The sequence below is a fragment of the Dietzia papillomatosis NBRC 105045 genome, from assembly GCF_001570845.1.
In the GTDB taxonomy this organism is placed as follows: domain Bacteria; phylum Actinomycetota; class Actinomycetes; order Mycobacteriales; family Mycobacteriaceae; genus Dietzia; species Dietzia cinnamea.
The window spans coordinates 85,938-100,381 of the sequence record NZ_BCSL01000009.1 but is presented as its reverse complement, the minus strand read 5'-3'; the positions used below and the strand labels follow the sequence as shown (position 1 = coordinate 100,381).

Here is a 14,444-nt window from a genome sequence, read left to right as displayed (position 1 = left end):
GGGGGCCGATGACCGACGAGAGCGCGGGCATCGGCCCCCGCCTGCGCGTGGGATACGTCCCAGGTGTCCAGCCCGACAAGTGGCTCACCCGGTGGCGCGAGCGCAACCCCGGTGTGCCGATCACGGCCCGACGTGTGGGGGACCCGTGGCCGGATCTGGCCCGGTCCGCCGGGGACGACGGGTTCGACGTGATCTTCCTCCGTGAGGCCGACGATGCGCCGCGGTCGGCGCCCCCGGGACTCCTGCGGATCCCCCTGTACACCGAGACCATGGCCGTGCTCGCCGAGAAGGACCACGAGCTCGGGGCGTTCGACTCGTTGAGCGCTGAGGACCTGGAGGCCGAGCGCTGGCTCGATCCGGTCGACGCGGTCACGGCGACGCCGGAGGAGGTGTCCGCCGCCGTCGACCTGGTCGCGGCCGGGGTCGGGCTGCTCGCCCTGCCGCTGCCGTACGCACGGTCGCTGAGCCGTCGGGACGTGGTGGCCCGTCCGCTCGAGGGCGTCCCGGCCACGCGGATGGGCGTGGCGTGGTCGCCCGCCAGGGAGGGCGACGAGCTGATCGACGAGTTCGTCGGGATCGTGCGGGGCCGCACGGCATCGACGTCGCGGGGTGCGGGGGAGCCGCCGCGTGAGAAGCGCACGGCCCGCGAGAAGACGGCGGCGAAGGCGCGTGCTCGCGCCGAGCGCGGGGCGCGGCCAGCGGAGCGGGGCGTGTCCCCGGCGAGGGGTAAGCGGAGGCGCTGACCGCCGCTGGTCAGCGGTCGGCTGCGCCGACCATCCGGCGGGCGAACTCGACGTGGCGACACACGACGTCGTCAGCGCTCAGCGGGCCGTCGGGTCGGTACCAGTTCGCGATGGAGACGCACAGTGACGCGATCGCCCGCGCCGCGTCCTCGGGGAACTCGCACGCGAAGTCGCCGGACTCGATGCCCGCGCGGATGGCGTCCTCGATCATCTTCTGCTGGGCATCGCGTTGGCCGACGTGGTGGGCGCGTACCTCCGGCTCCATGCTGCGCATCTCGGTGGAGGCGACGAACGCCTGGTCGCGCCGGGCCATGTGGAAGCGGGCGAGACATTCCACCACGTTCTCGAAGCGGGTCACCGGATCGTCGCCGGCATCGTCGGCGGCAGCGGCGGTGTTGGCGAGCATCTCGGTCATCGCGGTGTCGACCAGGGCGGCGAGGATCGCCTGCTTGGAGCGGTAGTGGTGGTACAGGCCGGGCACCGACAGGCCGGCGGCCTCGGCGATCATCCGGATAGAAGCTCCGTGGTAACCGTGGCGCGCGAACACGCCCAGCGCGGCGCGTAGGGGAGGGGAGAGCGCGTCGTCTCCGAATTCGCGCCAATCCGCCGTGGTCGCGATCTCCTCACTCATCCCCATCACCCTATAGCCGTCCTCCGCTTGACACCCAATGTGGCGTAGGCAACACTATGGCACACCGAGCGATCGATCGGTCGGTTACGTCGGAACCGGCGGTGACGGGAGGAGCGAGATGAGTCAGAGCGACCCGCGACCATGGCGGGAGCTGTACCGTCCAGGGCTCGACGAGAGCGCGGTGGCGCGACGATCGAGCCTGGTCGAGGCGTGGCGCGAGCGCGTCACCGCGGCGCCGGATCGAGTGGCGATCGCCTACTTCGACACCGAGCTGTCCGCGGCCGAGGTCGACCAGATGTCCGACGCGCTCGCCACCGCGCTCCAGGTCCGCGGGGTGGCGCCGGGCGACCGGGTGGGCATCCACCTGCAGAACATCCCCCAGTACGCGCTGGCGATGCTCGCGCTGTGGAAGATCGGCGCCGCGGCCGTGGTGCTCAACCCGATGTACTTCGGACGCGAGCTCCTACTCCCGGTCGCCGACTCCGGCGCCGTCGGGATCATCGCCACCGACAGGGACGTGCCCGCCATCCGGGACGCCGTCAGCGGTACGGACGTGGCTTGGGTCGTCAGCACCAGCGAGCGGGATCTGCAGACGCGGAACGATCCCCGCGCGTTCGGCGACGAGCAGCCGGCGGAGCCCTCCGCGGACGGGGACCTCGTCGAGCTCATCCGCCGGTTCGAGGGTCGCGCGCCGGAGCAGGTCACGGTCACGCCGGACGATCTGGCGCTGCTCACCTACACGTCGGGCACGACCGGGCCGCCGAAGGGGGCCATGAACTCGCACGGCAACGTCGTCGCGGTCGCCCGGAGTCTCGCGGACTTCGTCGATGTGGCGCCGGGGGACGTCGTCCTGGCCATCGCGCCGCTTTTCCACATCACCGGCGCCGTCATCAACGCCACGCTCGCCCTCATCGGCGACGCGACGCTCGTCTTCGCGGGCCGGTTCCGACCCGAGGTCGTACTCGACGCGTTCCGTGAGCACGGCGTCACGTTCACGATCGGCTCGATCACCGCGTACAACGCGCTCATGCGCCTGGAGGACGCGGGCCCGGAACACTTCGCCGCGGTGAAGACCCTCTACAGCGGTGGTGCCCCCATCCCGCCGTCGACGGTCGAGCGGTTCGCCGAGCGGTTCGGGCACTACATCCACAACGGCTACGGCATGACGGAGACGACCTCCGGTGTGATCGCCGTGCCGCCGGGCCTGCGGGCGCCGGTCGACGCCGCCAGCGGCACTCTGTCGATCGGCGTGCCGCTGCCGGGGATCGACGCCGAGGTTGTCGACGCGGACGACGCCCCCGTCGCTCCCGGCGAACAGGGCGAACTCGTGCTGTCCGGGCCGCAGATCGTCTCCGGTTACTGGCGGAACGAGGAGGCCACCGCCGCGACCATGCCCGCCGGGCGGCTGCACACCGGTGACGTCGCCGTCATGGACACGGCCGGCTGGGTCTACCTCGTCGACCGCCTCAAGGACCAGATCAACGCCTCCGGTTACAAGGTGTGGCCGCGCGAGGTCGAGGACGCCCTCTACGAACACGACGCCGTGTTCGAGGCCGCCGTCGTCGGCCTGCCCGACGAGTACCGCGGGGAGAAGGTCGTCGCGTTCGTCTCGCTCAAGGCCGGCCGCACCGCCACGGAGGACGAGCTGATCGCGTTCGCCGCCGACCGGCTCGCCGCCTACAAGCGACCGGCCGAGGTCCACCTCGTCCCCGAACTGCCCAAGACCCAGACCGGCAAGATCCGCCGTCGCGAGCTCCGTGACGCGCATGCCCCCGACCAGCCCTGACCACGCGCCCCGAACTTCCCCTCACACCGAAGGACACTGAGATGGCCGAGGCCACCCTGAACCCCGGCGACAACGGAGCCATTACCGCCGACGCCGCACCACCCGTGCAGACGGCACGGGGAAACCGCAGCAGCATCCGGTCCCTGGCCGCCAGCACCACCGGGCAGCTGTTCGAGTGGTACGAGTGGACCGCCTACGCGGTCTTCGCGCCCTACATCGCCGCAGCGATGTTCAACAACGACAACCCGGTGTCCGCGCTGCTGGCCACCCTCGCCGTCTTCGCGGTCGGCTTCCTCATGCGCCCCCTCGGCGGGATCGTCTTCGGCCGGATCGCCGACGTGAAGGGCCGCAAGTTCGTCCTCATCACCACCATGCTCATGATGGCCGGCGCGAGTCTGCTCATCGGCCTGCTGCCGACCTACGGAGCACTCGGGATCGTCGCCTCCGGCCTGCTGCTGCTGTGCCGCATGGTCCAGGGCTTCGCGCACGGCGGCGAGTCGGCGACCGCCTACAGCTACGTCGCCGAGATCGCGCCCCCGCACCGTCGCGGCATGTGGGGCAGCCTCGTCTTTGTCGCCATCATGGGCGGCACCGTGATCGCCTACGGCATCGGCGGCGGCATCACCGCCGTGCTGTCGGAGAGCGCCGTGGGCGAGTGGGGCTGGCGCGTGCCGTTCCTGCTCGGCGCCGTGTTCGCCCTGTTCGTGCTCTACCTGCGTCGCGGCATGGAGGAATCCGACGTCTTCGACAAGGCCGCGGCCGAGGCCGAGGCGTCCGGAACCGCGGTCACGTTCTCGCGGCGCAAGCTGGCCGGCGCGATCGCCCTCGTCGTGGCCATGGTCTCCGGCATCACGGTCGCGCACTACACGTGGAGCTCCTACGCGTCGACGTTCGCCATCACGCAGCGTGACATGGACTCGGAGGCCGCGTTCTGGGCGATCTTCGGCAGCCAGCTCATCGCCCTGTGCACCCTGCCGCTGTGGGGCCTGCTCTCGGACCACATCGGCCGTCGACCGGTGATCTTCATCTTCGGTGTCGGCACCATCATCACCACGCCCGTGCTGATGGGGATGATCGACGAGCGCCCGTGGACGCTGTTCGTGGCCTCGCTCATCGCGATGACGTTCGTCGCGGCCGCAGGGTCGATCCTGTCCTCGTTCATGTCCGAGGCGTTCCCCACGAAGATGCGCACCGCCGGCATCGGGTTCGCGTACTCGTTGTCGGTCGCCGTGTTCGGCGGCAGCGCGCCGTACCTCAACGCCCAGTTCATCGAGTGGGACCTGTACTGGATGATCAGTGCATACATCATCGCCCTGTGTATCTGCACCATGGTCGCGACCGCCTTCATGAAGGAGACCCGGGGCCACGACCTGCACCGGGTCGGCCAGCACTGACCCGGCCCCTGTGACCCACGCAACCCGGATCCGCTCCGAACCGTTCACCCGGCCGCCCATCAACAGCGAGGATCGAACTCCATGACCCCATCATCGTCAGAGGCCACGGGCCTGTCGCTCGACCAGCTGCTCCGCCCCGGCATCGTGGGTCCGAGGATCGCCGAGGTCACCGGCGACCGGGCGTGGACCGACTTCGACGCCGAGCTCATCGCCGGCGGCAAGTCGAACCTCACGTTCACGCTCCGCTCGGACGCCGGTGAGCTCATCCTGCGGCGACCGCCCACGGGGGAGCTCCTGCCGAGCGCCCACGACATGGGTCGCGAAGCGCGCATCCAGCTCGGGCTCGCGGACACGGACGTGCCGGTCGCGAAGGTGGTGCTCAACGAGACCACCGGTGAGGACCTGGGCGTGCCGTACTACGTGATGGAGAAGGTGGTCGGCCACGTCATCCGTGACGTGCTGCCGCCGGGCTTCGCCGAGTCCGACGACGACAAGGCGGCCATGGCCGACGCCCAGATCGACGCCCTGGTCGCGCTCCATGCGGTGGACCAGGACGCGGTCGGCCTCGGAGATCTCGGTCGCCCGGAGGGCTATCTCGAGCGACAACTCCGACGCTGGCTGGGCCAGTCGGAGAAGTCCAGTGCCTCCGTCCGGGCCGAGCGCCTGCCCGACCTGGCGGCGCGTCTCGGCGAGAGCATGCCCACCTCGCCGTCGTCGCGGATCATCCACGGTGACTACCGCCTGGACAACTACGTCGTCGACCCCGATGACCCGGGGCGCATCAAGGCGATCCTCGACTGGGAACTGTCCACGCTCGGTGACCCCGTCGCCGACCTGTCCCAGACCGTCCTGTACTGGGGTGATCCCGACGGGCCGACGGTACCGCTCATCCCCACCATCACCACCGAACCCGGGTGGCCGGGGCCGCAGCGCCTCCTCGACCGGTACTGCGACGCCACCGGCACCGACCCGTCCCACATGCCCTGGTACCTGGCGTTCGCCACCTTCAAGTTCGCCGCCATCGCCCAGGGCGTGGCCACCCGCTCCGAGGCCGGCGACATGGCCGGACAGGACTTCGGAGACATCGGCCCGCAGATCCGCGAGCTGGTCGACCACGGCCACTCGATCCTCGACTCCCGGAAGGGGACCACGCGATGACTGATCCCACCCCCGGCGCCTCCGATCCCGGTGCGTCGGCCCCCGTCGACCCTCGCACGGGACCGCAGTCGGCGGTGCCCGTCCTGGAACGGTTCCGCCTGGACGGCCGCGTCGCCGTGATCACCGGCGCGTCCTCCGGCCTCGGGGCGGGATTCGCCCGCGCGTTGTCCTCGGCCGGCGCGATCGTCGTGCTCGCCGCCCGGCGCCGCGACCGGCTCGAGGCACTCGCAGACGACCTGCGTGCATCCGGCGGCACCGCGATGACTGTGGCCTGCGATGTCGCGGACCCGGAGGCCTGCGCGGCGATGGTCCGCGCGGTGATGGACGCGCACGGGCGCATCGACATCCTGGTCAACAACGCCGGTCTCGGCACCGCCGTGCCCGCCCTCAAGGAGACGCCCGAGCAGTTCCGTGGCGTCGTGGACGTCAACCTGAACGGCGCCTACTGGGCGGCCAAGGAGTGCGCGGCCGTCATGGGGCCCGGCTCGAGCATCGTCAACGTCGCCAGCGTGCTGGGCCTGACCGCCGGCTTCGCGCCCCAGGCCGCGTACTCCGCGACCAAGGCGGCCGTTCTCGGCCTGACCCGCGACCTGGCCCACCAGTGGGGCAGCCGCCGTGGCATCCGCGTCAACGCGCTCGCCCCCGGGTACTTCGCCTCCGAGATGACCGACGAGATCCCCGAGAAGATGCTCGCCGACATCACCGGCAGCACCATCTTCGGCAGGCTCGGACTGCAGCCCGAACTCGACTCCGCGCTGGTCTTCCTTGCCTCCGACGCCTCGTCCTTCATCACCGGCGCGACTCTCGTGGTCGACGGTGGCATGACCCTGCACTGACCGCGTCCGCGCCGACAACCTTTACAGGAGTAGAACAATGGAATTCGCTCACAGTCAGCGCAGCCTCGAGCTGCAGGAGAACATGTGGGAGTTCATGCGGGAGCACGTCTTCCCGGCCGAGCCCGTGTGGTCCGCGTATCTGCGCGAACACGGCGACAACGCCTACCCGCCGATCATGGAGGACCTCAAGGCCGAGGCCCGCCGCCGCGGCCTGTGGAACCTCTTCCTGCCCGAGTGGTCGGGCATCTCCAACCTCGAGTTCGCCGCCGTTTCGGAGATCACGGGATGGTCGCCCGTCATCGCCCCCGAAGCGATCAACTCGCAGGCCCCCGACACCGGGAACATGGAGACCTTCCACCTGTTCGGCACCGATGAGCAGAAGGCCAGGTACCTCGAGCCGCTCAAGGAGGGGAAGATCCGCTCGGCGTACGCCATGACCGAACCGGATGTCGCCTCCTCGGACGCCACCAACATCCAGACCGTGATCCGCCGCGAGGGCGACGAGTACGTGATCAACGGTCGCAAGTGGTGGATCACGGGCATCGCCGACACCCGCTGCGAGATCCTCATCGTCATGGGCAAGACCGACCCCGACGCCGAGACCCACCGGCAGCAGTCCATGGTCCTCGTCCCGCGCGACACCCCGGGTCTGCGGATCGAGCGCAATCTGCCCCTGTTCGGCTACCAGGACCAGCACGGGCACTGCGAGCTCGTGTTCGACAACGTGCGGGTGCCCGCTTCGAACCTGCTCGGGGAGGAGGGGGCCGGCTTCGCGATCGCCCAGGCGCGCCTCGGACCGGGCCGGATCCACCACGCCATGCGCGCCATCGGGATGGCCGAGCGGGCGCTCGCGCTCATGGTCGACCGGGCCAAGTCCCGCCACGCGTTCGGTGGTTCCCTGGCCAGCCAGGGCGTGGTGCAGGAGCACATCGCCAACTCGCGGATCGAGATCGATCAGGCTCGCCTACAGGTCCAGCACTGCGCCTGGATGATCGACACCGTCGGCGCCAAGGAGGCACGCTTCGAGATCTCGGCCATCAAGGTCATCGCACCGCAGGTCGCGTGCGCGGTCATCGACCGGGCCATCGAGGTCTTCGGCGGCGCCGGCGTCTCCGACGACACCCCGCTCGCGTACTTCTACGCCTGGGCGCGGGCCCTGCGGATCGTCGACGGACCGGACGCGGTCCACCGCCGCACGATCGCGCGTGGCGAACTGAAGAAGACCCCGCCGTACATCGGATAACCCTAGGATGTCCTACCAGTAGCCGGGGCGACCGGCACCGAGGGACGCGCGAGAGAGAAGGAAGAACCTACATGGGTGCAGTGATCGTGGAGGCCGTGCGTAGCGCGGTGGGTAAGCGCAAGGGCGGCCTGGCCGGGGTGCATCCCGCCGACCTGTCCGGTGTGGTGCTCAACGGGCTCGTCGAGCGCGCGGGGATCGACCCGGCGGTCGTCGAGGACGTCATCTGGGGATGTGTGACGCAGGCCGGAGAGCAGGCCGGCGACATCGCCCGCACCGCCGCCCTGTCGGCCGGGTGGCCCGAGACGGTCAACGGTGTGACGATCGACCGGCAGTGTGGGTCGTCGCAGCAGGCGCTGAGCTTCGCCGTCGCGGTGGTCGAGTCCGGGTACCACGACGTGGTCGTGGCCGGCGGCGTGGAGTCGATGACTCGCGTGCCGATGGGCTCGCACGTGTCCTCCGACTCGTTCCCCTACGGGCAGCAGTTCCTGGACCGGTACAACGGCATCGCGCCCAACCAGGGTGTGGGCGCCGAGATGATCGCCGAGCGGTGGGGCTTCTCGCGCACCCAGCTCGACGAGTTCGCGGTGGCCTCGCACGAGAAGGCCGCCGCCGCACAGGACGCCGGGTTCTTCGCCGGTCATATCGTGCCGGTGACCACCCCGGACGGCGTGTTCGACACCGACCAGGGCATCCGCCGCGGCAGCACCGTCGAGGCGCTGGCCGGGCTCAAGACGCCGTTCAAGGAGGACGGTGTCATCCACGCTGGCAACGCCTCGCAGATCTCCGACGGCTCGGCGGCGATCCTGGTGATGAGCGAGGAGGCCGCCGCGAAGTACGGCTGCACCCCGCTGGCACGCGTGCACACCGCGACCCTCGCGGGCGACGACCCGGTCATCATGCTCACCGCGCCGATCCCGGCGACCGCCAAGGCCCTGCAGAAGTCGGGTCTGTCGATCGACGACATCGGGGTGTTCGAGGTCAACGAGGCCTTCGCCTCCGTGCCGATGGCGTGGCTGGCCGACACCGGCGCGGACCCGGCCAAGCTCAACCCGAACGGCGGCGCGATCGCCCTCGGGCACCCGCTCGGCGGCTCCGGCGCACGCATCTTCGCCGACCTGGTCCACCACATGAAGAACGAGGGCATCAAGTACGGCCTGCAGACGATGTGTGAGGGCGGCGGCCAGGCCAACGCCACCATCATCGAACTGCTCTGACCGGCTCGATCAGCGCTACCCGACCCCCGGCCCCCGCCACGACGGCGGTGGGCCGGGGGTCGGTGCGAGTGGGGGTCGTTCGGCGGGGCCTGCTGCCGTCACCATCCAGAAGACGATTTCGCCTGTGTCGACCGAGTAGATCTGTGCGAAAGGCTCTTCTCGACGCGTGAGTTCAGTCGCCGGTGAGGACGATGGCGCGCCCGAGCACCTCGCCACGGTCGAGCGCCTCGTAGGTCCGCGGCGCCTCGGCCATCGGGACACGCCGCGAGATGACCTGGCCGAGGTCCAGCTTGCCGGCGGCCAGCAGGCGGATGAGGGCGGGGACGTCCTGTCGGGCCCGCGCTCCGTACGAGCCCTTGATCTGGATCTTCCGACGGACGATGCGCGCCAGGTCCGCGTCCAGCGACGTCCCGGCCGACGGGATGCCCACCACGACGACGCGCCCGCCCTCTCTGGCGACCTCGGTGGCTTGGCGGGTCGTGACCGCGGAGCCGAGCGCCTCGAATGCCGCGTCGACGCCCCGTCCGCCCGTGATCTCCATGACGGCGGCCGTCGCGTCGGTCTGCGCCGAGTTGATGGTGTGGGTGGCGCCCATACGGCGGGCGAGCGCGAGCTTGTCGTCGTCGACGTCGATCGCGATGACCGATTCCGCGCCGCTCACCGCGGACAGCTGGACGATGTTCTGGCCGACGCCGCCGACCGCCACCACCGCGACCGACTCCCCGGTGCGGACATCGCCGACGTTGCGGACCGCCCCGTATGCGGTGAACATCGAGCACCCGAGGATCGCGGAGTCGGTCAGGTCGAGGTGGTCCGGGAGGGCGAACACTGCAGTGGCGGGCGTGACGCTGTACTCGGCCAACCCGCCCATCGAGTACATGGACAGCGGTTCACCGGAGGCGCGGCGCAACCGGCTCTCGCCGTCGTACAGGGTCCCGCGCAGGCGGTTGTACTCGAAGAATGTGGAGCAGATGTCCTCCATGCCGCGCGCGCAGTTCTCGCAGTAGCCGCACGGCATGATGAACGAGCCCACTACCCGGTCGCCGGGGCGGACGGTGGTGACGCCGCGGCCGACCTCGGCCACGACGCCCGAGATCTCGTGGCCGAGCACTCCGGGGAGCGGGAATCCGACCTCGCCCTTCATGACGTGCAGGTCGGTGTGGCACACCCCGCAGGCGTGGTTGTGCACGAGAACCTCGCCCTCCCGCGGTTCGGGGATCGGGATGTCCTCGATCACCAGCGGGGATCCGGTCTCGACACACACGGCAGCCTTCATGGCGCCGACTGTACTCAGGCACCGGTGTCCGTCTCAGCAGATCCGGTGGGACTCAGGGGCGGATGAAGCTCCCCGCTAACGATGATCATAGTTGGTAGCATCCAGGCGACGCGCTGGAAGCGGCGGAAGGCGGGCGATGGACACGACGGTGGCGGACCCGGAGGTCTCCGGGGACGATTTCGCGGACATTCTCGCGACGACGCGCGACTACATACGTACGGTGGTGCTGCCGCGCGAGCAGGAGATCGCCGACGCCGACGAGGTCCCGGCGGACATCCGCGCGGGGCTGGCCGACTTGGGCCTGTTCGGTTACGCGATCCCGCAGCGCTGGGGAGGCCTGGGGTTGGACCTGACCCAGGACGTCGAGATGGCGATGGAGTTCGGCTACACGACCTTCGCGATGCGGTCCCTGTTCGGCACCAACAACGGGATCGCCGGGCAGGTGCTGGTGAACTTCGGGACGGACGAGCAGAAGGCGAGGTGGCTGGGGTCGATCGCCTCAGGGGAGGTGATCGCGTCGTTCGCCCTCACGGAGGACGGCGCCGGGTCGAACCCGGCTGGGCTGACCACCAAGGCGGTGCGCGACGGAGCCGGCTGGGTGATCGAGGGAGCCAAGCGTTTCATCACCAACGCGCCGCTCGCCGGCCTGTTCGTCGTGTTCGCCCGGACCCGTCCCGCCGACGCCGACGGCACTGGCGTCGCCGTCTTCCTCGTCCCCGCGGACACGCCGGGCGTGACGGTGGGGCCCAAGGACGAGAAGATGGGCCAGGAGGGTGCCTGGACCGCCGAGGTCAGCTTCCAGGCCGTCCGCGTACCTGACGATGCGTTGGTCGGCGGTGACGAGGACGCGGGCTACCGGGCCGCGATGACCTCGCTGGCGCGGGGCCGCGTGCACATCGCCGCGTTGGCGGTCGGTGCCGCGCAGCGCGCATTGGACGAGTCGCTCGCGCACGCCTCCACCGCAACTCAGGGCGGGACGGTGATCGGTGAGTTCCAACTGGTACAGGCGATGTTGGCGGATATCCAGGTGGGCGTGATGGCGGGTCGCGCGATGGTCCGCGAGGCCGCCGCGAAGTATCACTGTGGTGAGGACCGCCGGATCGCCCCGTCGGCAGCCAAGCTCTACTGCACCGAGATGGCCGGTCGGGCCGCCGACCTGGCCGTCCAGATCCACGGTGGCAGCGGGTACATCCGCGGCGTCCCCGTCGAGCGGATCTACCGGGACGTCCGGCTGCTGCGCCTGTACGAGGGGACCAGCGAGATCCAGAGGCTCATCATCGGTGGCGGCCTCGTCCGGGCGGCCACGCGGGCGGCGGGTAGCCGGTGACCGCCGCGGGGTCGGTGGGTGGTTCGCCCGACTCGGCGGAGCGGGCCGACAGTCTGGACCGGTTCGGTGTGCCGGCGGCGCGGCTCAACGACGTCGCCGGGCTGGTCGAGCACCCGCAACTCGCGGCCCGGAACCGGTGGCGCGGGGTGGGGACCCCGGCCGGGCCGGTCCGCGGACTGCTGCCGGCGATGACGTTCTCGGGCCTCGAACCGCCGATGGGGCGCGTGCCGGCACGGGGCGGACACACCGAGGCGATCCTGGTCGAGAGGGCCGGGGCACTGGACGAAGGGGACACATGATGGGACTTCTCGAGGGTCGGACCGCGGTCGTCACGGGGGCCGCGCGCGGGATCGGGCTGGAGATCGCCCGGACGTTCATCGCGAACGGAGCCCGCGTCGTGGTCGGGGACATCGACGACGAGGCCGGCGCCGCGGCGGTCGCCGAGCTGGGCGGCGAGGACCACGTTCGGTACCTGCACTGTGACGTGCGGGACGGCGCCGCCGTCGAGGCTGCGATCGACGTCGCCGAGGAGGCGTTCGGGCCGCTCGGGGTGTTCGTCAACAACGCCGGGGTCACCCGCGACGCCACGATGCGCACGATGACCGAGGAGCAGTTCGACGACATCATCGCTATCCACCTCAAAGGCACCTGGAACGGTACCCGCGCTGCCGCCGGGCGCATGCGCGGCCACGGCGGAGGGGCGATCGTCAACATCTCCTCGATCTCCGGCAAGGTCGGCCTGGTCGGTCAAACCAACTACTCGGCGGCCAAGGCAGGGATCGTCGGACTGACCAAGGCCGCGGCCAAGGAGGTCGCCTTCGCGGGCGTACGCGTCAACGCCGTTCAGCCCGGGCTCATCCGGACCGCGATGACGCTCGCGATGCCCGAGCACATCTGGGAGGAGAAGATGGCCGAGATCCCCATGGGGAGGGCGGCCGAACCGGGCGAGGTCGCGCAGGCGGTGCTCTTCCTCGCCAGCGACATGTCGAGCTAAATGACCGGCACGGTCCTGGAGATCACCGGCGGTCGGCACATCTGACACCGCGCCGCGCTCGTCACCAGGCGAGGTCCCAGCGGATCGGCTGCTCCAACGCCGCGCGGAACCTCTTCTTCAAGTAGTGGTGGTGGTCCGTGATGTGCTGCGCCATGAGGTCGTGGGCCGCCACGGCGTCTCGGTCGGCGATCGCCCGGTAGATGTCCTCGTGGATCGCGCACGTGTGGTCGCGCTGTCGCTTGGGGTAGGCCACGCCCATGGACGAGCCCGCCAGGATTCCGAGCAGCGCGTCGAAGAGATAGCCGAACAGGACGTTGCCCGACCCCCAGGCGATGAGGGCGTGGAACCGCTCGGAGTCGTCGGCGAAGTACTCGCCCCCCTCGGCCCCCTCGCGCGTGGCCTCGACGTTGAGGCGGAGCTCCTCCAGCGCCTCGCGGCTCATCCGCCCGGCGGCGAGCCTCGCGATCGACGGCTCCATCGCCGCCCTCGCCTCCATGATCGTGGAGAACGGGGCGTTCTCGAACTGCATGAGCAGGCTCAACGCGGCGGCGAGCGTCCCGCCGTCGGGCTGCTGGACGATCGGGCCGCCACCTGGACCGGGTTTGAGGGTGATGGCCCCCTGCAGTTCCAGGTACCGCAGTGATTCCCGCAGCGTGCCCCGGCCGACGCCGTACTCCTCCAGCATGAGGTGTTCGGGCGGCAGGCGGTCACCGACGGTGTTGCCGCGCCGGGCGATGTCCGCGACGATCCGCTTCGCCACCAGGAGCGCCGTCTTCTGCGGACGCGAGACCCCGCCGGGCCCACGCTGCGTATCGCCTGTCGTATCCATGTGCACCATCATCCTGCATTCACGGTATGAGGACCGTGGAGGCCCAGTCCACGACCTCCGCGTCGCCGACGGGTCGGTGAGCACGCAACCGGGCGCGCAGATCGAACGCGGTGCCGCCGCCCGAGCACCGTCAGCTCCGCCCGGCTGATGGTCGGTCATCACCGGTGCCACGACGTTCATCACCGACGCCCGTCGCTCGGGTCTCATCGCGCTGCCGTGCAAGACCGATCCGGAGGCGACCCCGCGGCACCCGGGGATGTCTATCGTGGTGGTGGAGCACGGCCCGGGATGAGGAGAGGATTGAAATGAGGGTGTTCGAGGGCCTGGACCAGGTGTCGGCGGCGATCGGCGAGCACGTGGGATACAGCGACTGGATGGAGATCACGCAGGAGCGCGTCGACGCGTTCGCCGACGCGACAGGGGATCACCAGTGGATCCACGTGGACCCCGCCCGAGCTGCGGAGGGGCCCTACGGCACGACCATCGCCCACGGGTACCTCACCCTGTCACTGTTGCCGGTACTCGGGAACCGGGTCATGGACATCCGCGGGTTCTCGATGATGATCAACTACGGGCTCGGCAAGGTGCGGTTCCCCGCGCCGGTCCCGGTGGGATCCCGGATCCGGGCCGGCGTCGAGCTGACCTCACTCGACCGCAAGCCCTCCGGCGCCCAGCTCACCACGCTCGTCACGGTCGAGATCGAGGGCGGCGACCGGCCGGCGGTGGTCGCCGAGGCCATCCGCCTCATGGTCGAGTGACGGACCGCGGCCACGGCCGAGCTGCTCGGCAAGCTCGACCGGAGCCTCGCGGACGTCGACCTCCTCGAGCTGAACGAGGCGTTCGCCGCTCAGGGGCTCGCGCGCCGGCGGGAGTGAGAGGCCTTCCACGGCTTCAGCGCCGCTGACAGGCAGCGACTCAACGTCCACGGCACGGGGATCTCGCTGGGACACCCCGGCGGGCCGGAGAGGGCGGGCGCGGGAGGTCGCGGAGAATTCACGCCGACTTAACTACAG

Annotated in this window: 14 protein-coding genes and 2 pseudogenes; 13 read left to right on the top strand and 3 right to left on the bottom strand. The window is 70.3% G+C overall.

Annotation, left to right across the window (positions count from 1 at the left end; genetic code table 11):
* The coding region (locus DPA01S_RS05000; protein WP_232303021.1) for a substrate-binding domain-containing protein at window positions 1-743 on the top strand (743 nt) is incomplete at its 5' end.
* A 10-nt stretch (window positions 744-753) separates the two neighbouring features.
* Here DPA01S_RS05000 and DPA01S_RS04995 read toward each other — a convergent pair.
* A complete protein-coding gene (locus DPA01S_RS04995) occupies window positions 754-1,380 on the bottom strand; it encodes a TetR/AcrR family transcriptional regulator (protein ID WP_375545749.1) in 627 nt (208 codons plus the stop codon).
* Window positions 1,381-1,492: 112 nt separating this feature from the next.
* Between DPA01S_RS04995 and DPA01S_RS04990 the strand changes: the two genes are divergently transcribed.
* The 6 genes from DPA01S_RS04990 (at window position 1,493) to DPA01S_RS04965 (ending at window position 9,005) form a co-directional block, all read left to right on the top strand.
* Entirely contained in the window at window positions 1,493-3,160 is a 1,668-nt protein-coding gene (locus tag DPA01S_RS04990; protein ID WP_061914362.1) for a class I adenylate-forming enzyme family protein, read from the top strand.
* A 41-nt stretch (window positions 3,161-3,201) separates the two neighbouring features.
* Window positions 3,202-4,554, top strand: a complete 1,353-nt coding sequence (locus tag DPA01S_RS04985) for an MFS transporter (protein ID WP_198150713.1) — start codon at window positions 3,202-3,204, stop codon at window positions 4,552-4,554.
* 81 nt (window positions 4,555-4,635) lie between these two features.
* Window positions 4,636-5,712 (top strand): phosphotransferase family protein, encoded by a 1,077-nt coding sequence (locus tag DPA01S_RS04980; protein WP_061914360.1) that lies wholly within the window; start codon window positions 4,636-4,638, stop codon window positions 5,710-5,712.
* A 74-nt stretch (window positions 5,713-5,786) separates the two neighbouring features.
* Complete coding sequence (locus DPA01S_RS04975) at window positions 5,787-6,548, top strand: SDR family NAD(P)-dependent oxidoreductase (RefSeq protein WP_061914376.1); 762 nt, start codon at window positions 5,787-5,789, stop codon at window positions 6,546-6,548.
* 37 nt (window positions 6,549-6,585) lie between these two features.
* On the top strand, window positions 6,586-7,791 hold the full coding sequence (locus DPA01S_RS04970; protein WP_061227586.1) for an acyl-CoA dehydrogenase family protein: 1,206 nt from the start codon (window positions 6,586-6,588) through the stop codon (window positions 7,789-7,791).
* A 71-nt stretch (window positions 7,792-7,862) separates the two neighbouring features.
* Window positions 7,863-9,005, top strand: a complete 1,143-nt coding sequence (locus DPA01S_RS04965) for a thiolase family protein (RefSeq protein WP_061914357.1) — start codon at window positions 7,863-7,865, stop codon at window positions 9,003-9,005.
* A gap of 172 nt (window positions 9,006-9,177) precedes the next feature.
* On the opposite strand, the gene DPA01S_RS04960 is transcribed toward DPA01S_RS04965, so the two are convergent.
* Window positions 9,178-10,281, bottom strand: coding sequence for a zinc-binding dehydrogenase (locus DPA01S_RS04960; RefSeq protein ID WP_061914355.1), 1,104 nt, complete (start codon window positions 10,279-10,281; stop codon window positions 9,178-9,180).
* 136 nt (window positions 10,282-10,417) lie between these two features.
* Here DPA01S_RS04960 and DPA01S_RS04955 point away from each other — a divergent pair, with 136 nt between their 5' ends.
* Genes DPA01S_RS04955 through fabG form a run of 3 tightly spaced genes read left to right on the top strand, consistent with a single transcriptional unit; the run spans window position 10,418 to window position 12,602 of the window.
* Entirely contained in the window at window positions 10,418-11,608 is a 1,191-nt protein-coding gene (locus DPA01S_RS04955; RefSeq protein ID WP_061914354.1) for an acyl-CoA dehydrogenase family protein, read from the top strand.
* Window positions 11,605-11,907 (top strand): CoA transferase, encoded by a 303-nt coding sequence (locus DPA01S_RS04950; protein ID WP_061914352.1) that lies wholly within the window; start codon window positions 11,605-11,607, stop codon window positions 11,905-11,907. The genes DPA01S_RS04955 and DPA01S_RS04950 overlap by 4 nt, the downstream gene beginning before the upstream one ends.
* Window positions 11,907-12,602 (top strand): 3-oxoacyl-ACP reductase FabG, encoded by a 696-nt coding sequence (gene fabG / locus DPA01S_RS04945; protein ID WP_061914350.1) that lies wholly within the window; start codon window positions 11,907-11,909, stop codon window positions 12,600-12,602. Before DPA01S_RS04950 ends, fabG begins: the two co-directional genes overlap by 1 nt.
* Window positions 12,603-12,663: 61 nt before the next feature.
* On the opposite strand, the gene DPA01S_RS04940 is transcribed toward fabG, so the two are convergent.
* Window positions 12,664-13,431, bottom strand: a complete 768-nt coding sequence (locus tag DPA01S_RS04940; protein WP_063935297.1) for a FadR/GntR family transcriptional regulator — start codon at window positions 13,429-13,431, stop codon at window positions 12,664-12,666.
* Between the two features lie 154 nt (window positions 13,432-13,585).
* On the opposite strand from DPA01S_RS04940, the pseudogene DPA01S_RS16720 reads away from it, so the two are divergent.
* The 3 genes and pseudogenes from DPA01S_RS16720 to DPA01S_RS16260 form a co-directional block, all read left to right on the top strand.
* A pseudogene (locus tag DPA01S_RS16720) lies at window positions 13,586-13,720 on the top strand (acyl-CoA dehydrogenase family protein); the annotation flags it as partial.
* Between the two features lie 16 nt (window positions 13,721-13,736).
* Window positions 13,737-14,189, top strand: a complete 453-nt coding sequence (locus tag DPA01S_RS04935) for a MaoC family dehydratase (RefSeq protein ID WP_061914346.1) — start codon at window positions 13,737-13,739, stop codon at window positions 14,187-14,189.
* Between the two features lie 9 nt (window positions 14,190-14,198).
* Window positions 14,199-14,438: pseudogene (locus DPA01S_RS16260) on the top strand (hypothetical protein); the annotation flags it as partial.
* Between the last annotated feature and the right edge of the window lie 6 nt (window positions 14,439-14,444).

What these genes read in the sequence shown, in the direction of transcription:
- DPA01S_RS04965 (WP_061914357.1), top strand. Translation starts at nt 7,863, where the DNA reads ATGGGTGCAGTGATCGTGGAGGCCGTGCGTAGCGCGGTGGGTAAGCGC.
- DPA01S_RS04960 (WP_061914355.1), bottom strand. Translation starts at nt 10,281, where the DNA reads ATGAAGGCTGCCGTGTGTGTCGAGACCGGATCCCCGCTGGTGATCGAG.
- DPA01S_RS04955 (WP_061914354.1), top strand. Translation starts at nt 10,418, where the DNA reads ATGGACACGACGGTGGCGGACCCGGAGGTCTCCGGGGACGATTTCGCG.
- DPA01S_RS04940 (WP_063935297.1), bottom strand. Translation starts at nt 13,431, where the DNA reads ATGGATACGACAGGCGATACGCAGCGTGGGCCCGGCGGGGTCTCGCGT.
- fabG (WP_061914350.1), top strand. Translation starts at nt 11,907, where the DNA reads ATGGGACTTCTCGAGGGTCGGACCGCGGTCGTCACGGGGGCCGCGCGC.
- DPA01S_RS04970 (WP_061227586.1), top strand. Translation starts at nt 6,586, where the DNA reads ATGGAATTCGCTCACAGTCAGCGCAGCCTCGAGCTGCAGGAGAACATG.
- DPA01S_RS04990 (WP_061914362.1), top strand. Translation starts at nt 1,493, where the DNA reads ATGAGTCAGAGCGACCCGCGACCATGGCGGGAGCTGTACCGTCCAGGG.
- DPA01S_RS04985 (WP_198150713.1), top strand. Translation starts at nt 3,202, where the DNA reads ATGGCCGAGGCCACCCTGAACCCCGGCGACAACGGAGCCATTACCGCC.
- DPA01S_RS04935 (WP_061914346.1), top strand. Translation starts at nt 13,737, where the DNA reads ATGAGGGTGTTCGAGGGCCTGGACCAGGTGTCGGCGGCGATCGGCGAG.
- DPA01S_RS04980 (WP_061914360.1), top strand. Translation starts at nt 4,636, where the DNA reads ATGACCCCATCATCGTCAGAGGCCACGGGCCTGTCGCTCGACCAGCTG.
- DPA01S_RS04995 (WP_375545749.1), bottom strand. Translation starts at nt 1,380, where the DNA reads ATGGGGATGAGTGAGGAGATCGCGACCACGGCGGATTGGCGCGAATTC.